At 66.9% G+C, this 7,049-nt stretch carries 6 protein-coding genes; 5 read left to right on the forward strand and 1 reads right to left on the reverse strand.

The window, feature by feature from the left end; translation table 11 throughout:
• The first annotated feature begins 218 nt into the window (after positions 1-218).
• From ABT245_RS17425 to ABT245_RS17440, 4 genes are all read left to right on the forward strand, one after another.
• Positions 219-1,268, forward strand: a complete 1,050-nt coding sequence (locus ABT245_RS17425; protein WP_351734380.1) for an aspartate/glutamate racemase family protein — start codon at positions 219-221, stop codon at positions 1,266-1,268.
• Positions 1,269-1,287: 19 nt separating this feature from the next.
• Positions 1,288-2,088 carry an electron transfer flavoprotein subunit beta/FixA family protein gene (locus ABT245_RS17430; protein ID WP_351734382.1) on the forward strand — a complete coding sequence of 267 codons (801 nt, stop codon included), beginning with the start codon at positions 1,288-1,290 and terminating at the stop codon, positions 2,086-2,088.
• Between the two features lie 13 nt (positions 2,089-2,101).
• A complete protein-coding gene (locus tag ABT245_RS17435; RefSeq protein WP_351734384.1) occupies positions 2,102-3,055 on the forward strand; it encodes an electron transfer flavoprotein subunit alpha/FixB family protein in 954 nt (317 codons plus the stop codon).
• 265 nt (positions 3,056-3,320) lie between these two features.
• Positions 3,321-4,781, forward strand: a complete 1,461-nt coding sequence (locus ABT245_RS17440; RefSeq protein ID WP_351734386.1) for an APC family permease — start codon at positions 3,321-3,323, stop codon at positions 4,779-4,781.
• Between the two features lie 186 nt (positions 4,782-4,967).
• Here the strand turns inward: ABT245_RS17440 and ABT245_RS17445 are convergent, their stop codons facing one another.
• The gene (locus ABT245_RS17445; protein WP_351734388.1) at positions 4,968-6,665 is read right to left on the reverse strand and encodes a PucR family transcriptional regulator; all 1,698 of its coding nucleotides are present in this window, start codon (positions 6,663-6,665) and stop codon (positions 4,968-4,970) included.
• Between the two features lie 141 nt (positions 6,666-6,806).
• Here ABT245_RS17445 and ABT245_RS17450 point away from each other — a divergent pair.
• On the forward strand, positions 6,807-7,049 hold a 243-nt coding region (locus ABT245_RS17450), incomplete at its 3' end, for a transposase (RefSeq protein WP_351734390.1).

The raw sequence follows: 7,049 nt of genomic DNA on the forward strand, positions 1-7,049 counted from the left end.
GCGTGGTCCTACTCAGCGATGCACCCGCAGGGGCCCGCAGCTCCTGATCAGCGGCCGAGTCGTCGTAAGACGCCGGGCGGCCAGGTCAGCAGAACCATCTTGTGCAACCGCCTGAAAGCCATACCCGGCGTCTCTGGATCTTTGGACCTTACGACGGCCCGTCCGACCCGCCGACAACGTAGGACCGCCTGACATACAGCGCATCCGAGGAGAACCACATGCCGACCCCGCCGAAGGCGACTGTCCTACCCCACGACGAGAGCAGGGCCAGGCCGTTCGGCCCAGCGGTCATCGAGCATCGCACCGCGCAAGCCGAGTTCGGTCAACTCGGCAGCTACTTCATGACGTTCCCCGACGGCGGTCACACCGACCCGTGGCGCCTGGACTACGAGGAGTCGATCTATGTCATCAGCGGCGAGGCATCCCTGCTCGTCATCGGCGACGAGGGCGAGAGCGATCTGCGGGCCGGCGTGGGCGAGCTGATCGCACTCGCCAAGGGGAGCACCGTCCGCTACGGCGGACAGCGGGGCACCCGCCTGCTGCTGTCGATCGCGCCAGTCGATCGGGCGACGGCCGACCCCGCATCGGAGGAGACCGGCGCGCCGCGGATCCTGTTCCTGACCCCGTTCCACTTCGAGAAGTCCGAGCACGACGACGAGTTCGACGCCGTCCTCACCTCGCTGCTGACGGGACACGGGAAACAGATCGTCTCCGCACAGCACGTGGAACGGTTCGAATCCGAGAACGTCGACTACGAAACCGCCCAGACACAGGCCATTCTCAGGGCAGTGGAACAGGCCAACGCCGAGCGGTACGACGCGGTCGTCATCGCCTGCCACTACGACCCCGCGCTGCGCGAGGCGCGCGCCGTGTCCCGGATCCCAGTCGTCGGGCCGCTGCAGCTCACCACCGCCATCGCCACCCAGTTCGGCCCGAAGTTCGCCGTGATCACCGACATCGCGGAGGCCGTGCCGGTCATTCGGGGACTCGTGGACGACTACGGACACCGAACCGCCTGCGTCGGCGTGTCCGCCATCGGCTGGGAAGGCGACGCCATCCTGGAGAATCCCCGCGGCGCGGCGGAAGCGGTGGACCACATCGTGGCCGACCTGGCCGCGGCGGGTGAGGCGCAGTCCGTCGTCATCGGCTGCACCATCGTCTCCTCCGCCTACGAACAGCACCGGCACCTCTTCCCGGACCGCAAAGTCGTCGTGCTCAACTCCAATCTCGTCACCCTGAAGGGTGCGGCGGCCCTGGCCGCCAACTGACCGAAGGAACTCTCTTCTCATGAACGTTGTCGTCCTGGTGAAGTACGTGCCCGACGCCACCGCAGACCGCAGCTTCGAGCCCGACAACACGGTCGACCGAGACGGCGTCGACGGCCTGCTGTCCGAACTCGACGAGTACGCGATCGAGCAGGCACTCCGGATCAAGGAGGAGCGCGGCGACGAGGAGATCGCCGTCACGGCCCTGACCGTGGGCCCAGACGACGCCGAAGACGCCCTCCGCAAGGCTCTGCAGATAGGCGCGGACAGCGCCGTGCACATCTGCGACGAGGCCATCGCCGGCTCCGACGCGATCGCCACCTCGCTGGTGCTCGCCGAGGCCGTGAAGAAGGCGGGCGACGGCACCGTACCGGACCTGATCATGACCGGTATGGCCTCGACCGACGGCGGGATGGGCGTCGTCCCGGCCATGCTGGCCGAGCGCCTGGGCATCCCGCAGGTCACCCTCGCGTCGCAGGTGGAGACCCAGGGCGACCGGGTACACATCCGGCGCGACGGGGACACCGCCACGGAATCGATCAGTGCCACCATGCCGCTCGTGCTGTCCGTCACGGACCAGTCCGGGGAGGTCCGCTACCCGTCCTTCAAGGGCATCATGGCGGCCAAGAAGAAGCCCCTTAAGACCTGGGACCTGGCCGACCTCGGCATCGACGCGTCCCTGGTCGGCCCGGACGCGTCCCGGACCACCGTCGAGGCCACCGCCGCCCGCGCCCCGCGCACCACCGGCGAGATCGTCAAGGACGAGGAGGGCTCGGGCGCCGTCGCGCTCGCCGACTTCCTCACAAGCAAGAAGTTCATCTGAGAAGGAACACGACATGTCTGAGGTTCTGGTCCTCGTCGACCATGTGGCGGGCACGGTCAAGAAGCCGACGTACGAGATGCTCACGATCGCCGGGCAACTCGGCGAGCCGTCGGCCGTCTTCATCGGCAGCGCCGACGCCGGCCCGTCCGTCGCCGACGCCGTCAAGGCGTACGGCGCCGAAAGGGTCTATGTCATCGACGACACCGACATCAGGGACTACCTCGTGGCCCCCAAGGCGGAGGCGCTGCACCAGCTCGCCGCCGACAGGGACCTGGCCGCGATCCTGCTGTCCTCCTCGGCCGAGTGCAAGGAGATCGCCGGTCGTCTGGCCATCAAACTCGGCTCGGGCCTGATCACCGACGCCGTCGGCATCGAGGCCGACGGCACCACCACGCAGTCGGTCTTCGCCGGCGGCCACACCGTCACCGGCAAGGTCACCACCGGGACCCCGATCATCACGGTCAAGCCCAACTCAGCCGCCCCCGAAGAGTCGCCCGGCGCCGGTACCGTCACGCCGTTCGCGGTGACGATCTCCCAGGCCGCACAGACCGCCCGCATCGACGACACCCAGCCGCGCGCGGCCACCGGCCGCCCCGAGCTGACCGAGGCAGCGATCGTCGTCTCCGGCGGCCGAGGCACCCGCGGTGACTTCGGACCGGTCGAGGCCCTTGCCGACACCCTCGGCGCGGCCGTGGGAGCCTCCCGCGCCGCCGTCGACTCGGGCTGGATACCGCACACCCACCAGGTGGGCCAGACCGGCAAGACCGTCGCGCCGCAGCTCTACGTCGCGGCCGGTATCTCCGGCGCCATCCAGCACCGTGCCGGCATGCGGACGTCGAAGACCATCGTGGCCGTCAACGAAGATGAAGAAGCACCCATCTTCGGACTCGTCGACTTCGGCGTCGTGGGCGACCTCCATACGGTCCTGCCCGCGCTCACCGCGGAAATCGACCGGCGGAGAGCCTGAGTCTCCCGCACACCCACCCTTGAGGCACGAACGATGCTCCTGGCAGGCTTGCCGGGAGCATCGTCGTTCTGCCGTGCCACACCGGGCGCGGTCCCCGTCGTGGAGATGGCAGGGCTCGCCACCGAGTTTCGGACTTCTTCCCATAGAGGTGTCCGAAAGGAATCCCTACCGTTCTGGCATCTCAAATGACACGTGGTGCACGCCACACCGAGGTCCCCTGAGCGGGCGGCGACGCATCCGTGAAATCACATGTGGAGGATGCCATATGAGCACAGCGAGTGAAGCCGCTGCTGATGCCGAAGTGGCTTCGAGCGGCGCGAACACCGCGGGCCTGCGCGGCAACATGGGTGTGCTCGAACTGATCTTCACGGTCGTCGCCTTCAACGGCCCGGTCGTAGTGTTCCTCGGGTTCATCCCGGTCGCGGTCCTGCTCGGCAACGGAGTCGGAACGCCAGTGGTGTTCCTCGCCTGCGGAGTGATCGTCACGATGCTGGCGGTGGGCCTGGTCACCATGTCCGCACGGCTGAAGAAACCCGGCGGCTTCTACGCCCTCATCACCGCCGGACTGGGCAGGGGAGTCGGCCTGAGTTCCGGCTTCACGGCTCTCACCTGCTACTTCGTGGCCCTGCTCAGCGCCTACGCGCTCGGCGGGATCGCCCTCAACACCGCCATCGTCGAAATCTTCCACGGCCCCCAGGCCCCATGGTGGGTGTGGGCATGCCTGATGCTCATCGTGACGAGCGTGCTCGGCCACTTCAACATCAGCTTCTCAAGCCGCGTTCTCACCCTGTTCCTGGCGTGTGAGCTGCTCCTGATGGTCGCCTACGACATCTCGGTTCTCGCAAAGGGCGGCGCGCACGGCATCGGCTTCGACTCCTTCACACCGAACCAGGTCTTCTCGGGCTCCATGCCGATCGCGTTCCTCTTCGGCATGGGTCTCTTCGGCGGCTTCGAGGCGACCGTGATCTTCCGCGACGAAGTACGCAAGCCGGAGCGCACCATCCCGATGGCGACCTACGGAGTGGTGGCACTGCTCGCCGGTCTCTACGCCCTCACCGCATGGTGCTTCATCAACTCCTACGGTGCCGCCGCCGTCATGGACGTGGTCGACAAGAACATGGTGACCGCGTCGACCGACAGCATCAAGGAGTACACCGGCCAGTTCGCGTACGACGCCGCGACGATCATGCTCTTCACCAGCTCGTTCGCTCTCGCTCTCGCGGCCCACAACATCAGCGCGCGATACGTGTTCAACCTCGCTGCCGACGGCATCCTGCCCCGACGCTTCGGCCGGGCCCACGAACGGCACGTATCCCCGCACAGGTCCTCGCTCGCCCTCAGCGTGACCGCGCTGCTCGTGCTCGCCGTCTTCGCGATCACGAACGCGCCCGAGGACGAACTCTACGCACGGCTGGCCGGCCTCTACAGCTACGTCTTCGTCATCATGCTGCTGCTCGTCACGCTCGCGATCGGCGTCTTCCTGCTGCGCGACCGCGTACACGGGAAGGCCGTCGGACCAGCGGTGGCGTCGCTCATCGTCTTCGCCGTGCTGTGTGTGACGCTGGTCCTGGCGACCCAGCACTTCGACCTGCTCACCGGAGCGACGGGAACCCTGAAGAACGTCCTGATCATCTTCATCTGGGGCGTCACCCTGGCCGGCGGCGGCCTGGCGCTCTACCTGAAGCGGAACCGCTCCGACGTCTACCACAGCATCGGTCGCCAGTAGGGAGCACGCACAGCGAGCACAGGGAGTCGACCCGAGCTGTTCCGGTCCTTCGTCCGGCGGCCACTGGACCCCTCCGGTGGCCACCGAAGCGTTGCACGACGCGGAGGCCGCAGGATCCCCCGATCCCAGTGCTGCTCTGGGGGAGATACCGGAAAGTGCGCTGCCGCGTCCTACAGGGGCGATGAGCTAGCGATCCGGACCGATCGCCGCGCCGAACCCCGAGGAGAGCCCTTGCTGTGCGTCATCGAGTACGGCTCCGCCGGCATCGGCGACACGCGAATCGCCGATGGCTGTGGGCCGGGCACTTGGCGTGATGGAGCGGTTGAGATCGGATTCGGCCCAGGCCATGGAGTACGCAGTCAAGGCGAGGAACAGTGACGACACCGCCGCCGGGTCCCGCAGGCTCACGTTGAGAGCGGCCTCGATCTTGGACAGGCGGTAGCGCAGCGAATTGTGGTGGACCGCCAAGACCTTCGCGGCCTCCATGATGTTCTGCTGGTACTCGAAGTACGTGGCCAGGGTCTGCAACATGAGCTTGTTGTCCCTGATGGGACGCAGCAACTCGTCCGCCCAGGCCGTCATCTTTTCCAGGCCCACATCCGAGAAGAGACGAGTGGCGAAGTCGAAGTCCTCGTAGACCATGCTGAGTTGGGACGCATCGACACGGCGCAGCAGGACCAGGACAGCCAGTTGCGCATCATGACAGGAGTCGACTATGTCTCCCACCCCGTTTGTCTGTCGGCCGACTCCGAGCAGGAAGTCGCGTGGACTTCCATTGACCTTGACGAAGGTTCTGCGTGCCGTTGAGGCAGTGGCCTGGAGAAGGCCGACGACGGCATTCTCGCGCAGCACCAGCAGATGAGGGATGTCCTCGGCGGTGAGTTCACGATGCAGTGTGTGGTACATGCTGTCCAGGGCGGCCGCATCGCGCACCGACGACGACTCCTGCGCGAGTTCGACCACGATGCACCGTGTCTCCTGGCCGAATGAGAACCCCAGCGAGGCGAACCTCTCTGCCAGCTCGGCATCGTGACGTTCGGCACGCAGGGCCAGCGCCTGTTCGAGAATGGCACTGCGTACCGCCCGCTCCTGGCGCTGGGCGGCCAGTTCGATCTGCATGCTCGTCTCGGCCAGAGAGGCGGCGATGTACACCGCCGCCATCGAGTACTGGTCCGGGAACGAGGCGCGTCGGCTCGCCACCAGCAGCCAGCCGCCCTTGGCATTGTCGGACGCACCGTCAAAGACCCTGACCGCCATCCCGTGCCAGCCCTCGATCCCGAAGATCTGTGACTCGCTGCGGGTGCGTCTGATCTCGGGAAGGAGGAGCGAGAGGGGAAGCGGCCCGGTCGGGTGCTCGGCCGCCCCGCTGCTGCTGATGATCGTGGCCACCGCGCTGCACACCTTGGCCAACCGTGAGGTCAGCGACTGAAGGGGGCGCGGAGCCGCCAGGGCCTGGGCGAGGGACCGCTGGAGCGTGGTGAGTCTGCGGGTGAGTGTCTCCTCGATCCGCGCGGTGGCACGGGCCACCTCGGTGATGAACTCCGCGGGATCGGCGTCGCCCGGCAGGCCGAGGATGACGTGCTGACCCGCACAGCCATCCAGACGGACAACTGTGCCCGCTTTCACGCGAATCGCGATGATGAGCGACCCCGGGAGACTCTCCAGCTCTTCCAGATACTCGCGCATCGAGGCGCCCTCACCCGGATCACGGAGCGAGATCAAGATGTGGTCTTCACGTATCTGGGTGTGCTCACCCGGGAGCAGGAGCCGGGCGCCGCGTACCAGCCGCCCGCGTGCTGCGGGCCTGTCCACGAGCAGGGTCAATCCCAGCCGGTCGTTGCCCAGCAGATCACCGAGCGCGCAGCCGGCCGTGATCTCCGTCATGGAACATTTCCTAAACTAACCTCGGGCTTTCACGAGGGGGACCGTCCGAGTGTTGATCAAATAAGCGAGGAGTGCCTCTGAGCTGGGACGATAGGGCTTGTCGAAGGTCCTGTTCGTCGCCAAGAGAGAAGCACTCCCCGGGTGAAGAAGCGTAGCGGGTCGTACCCGCCTGTCCGAGTCGAGGGCAACGGTCGTGCTGTGGTGTCGCAGTCCGGTGCAGTGCTGTTGGTGGAGACGGTCCGCAAGGCCGGCCTGGATCAGGTGATGTCTCAGGCGCTGGCGCCGTGGCGCAAGCCGCGGGCGGTGCACGGCCCAGGCAAGATCCTGCTGGACCTTGCGCTCGCGACCGCCCTGGGCGGGGACTGCCTGGCCGATGTCGCGATG

Origin of the sequence: Streptomyces sp. NPDC001508 (genome assembly GCF_040298665.1) — a bacterium.
Classification (GTDB): Bacteria; Actinomycetota; Actinomycetes; order Streptomycetales; family Streptomycetaceae; genus Streptomyces.

Excerpts from the sequence above, each read along its gene's own strand:
- ABT245_RS17425 (WP_351734380.1), top strand. The coding sequence starts at position 219 with ATGCCGACCCCGCCGAAGGCGACTGTCCTACCCCACGACGAGAGCAGG.
- ABT245_RS17430 (WP_351734382.1), top strand. The coding sequence starts at position 1,288 with ATGAACGTTGTCGTCCTGGTGAAGTACGTGCCCGACGCCACCGCAGAC.
- ABT245_RS17435 (WP_351734384.1), top strand. The coding sequence starts at position 2,102 with ATGTCTGAGGTTCTGGTCCTCGTCGACCATGTGGCGGGCACGGTCAAG.
- ABT245_RS17440 (WP_351734386.1), top strand. The coding sequence starts at position 3,321 with ATGAGCACAGCGAGTGAAGCCGCTGCTGATGCCGAAGTGGCTTCGAGC.
- ABT245_RS17445 (WP_351734388.1), bottom strand. The coding sequence starts at position 6,665 with ATGACGGAGATCACGGCCGGCTGCGCGCTCGGTGATCTGCTGGGCAAC.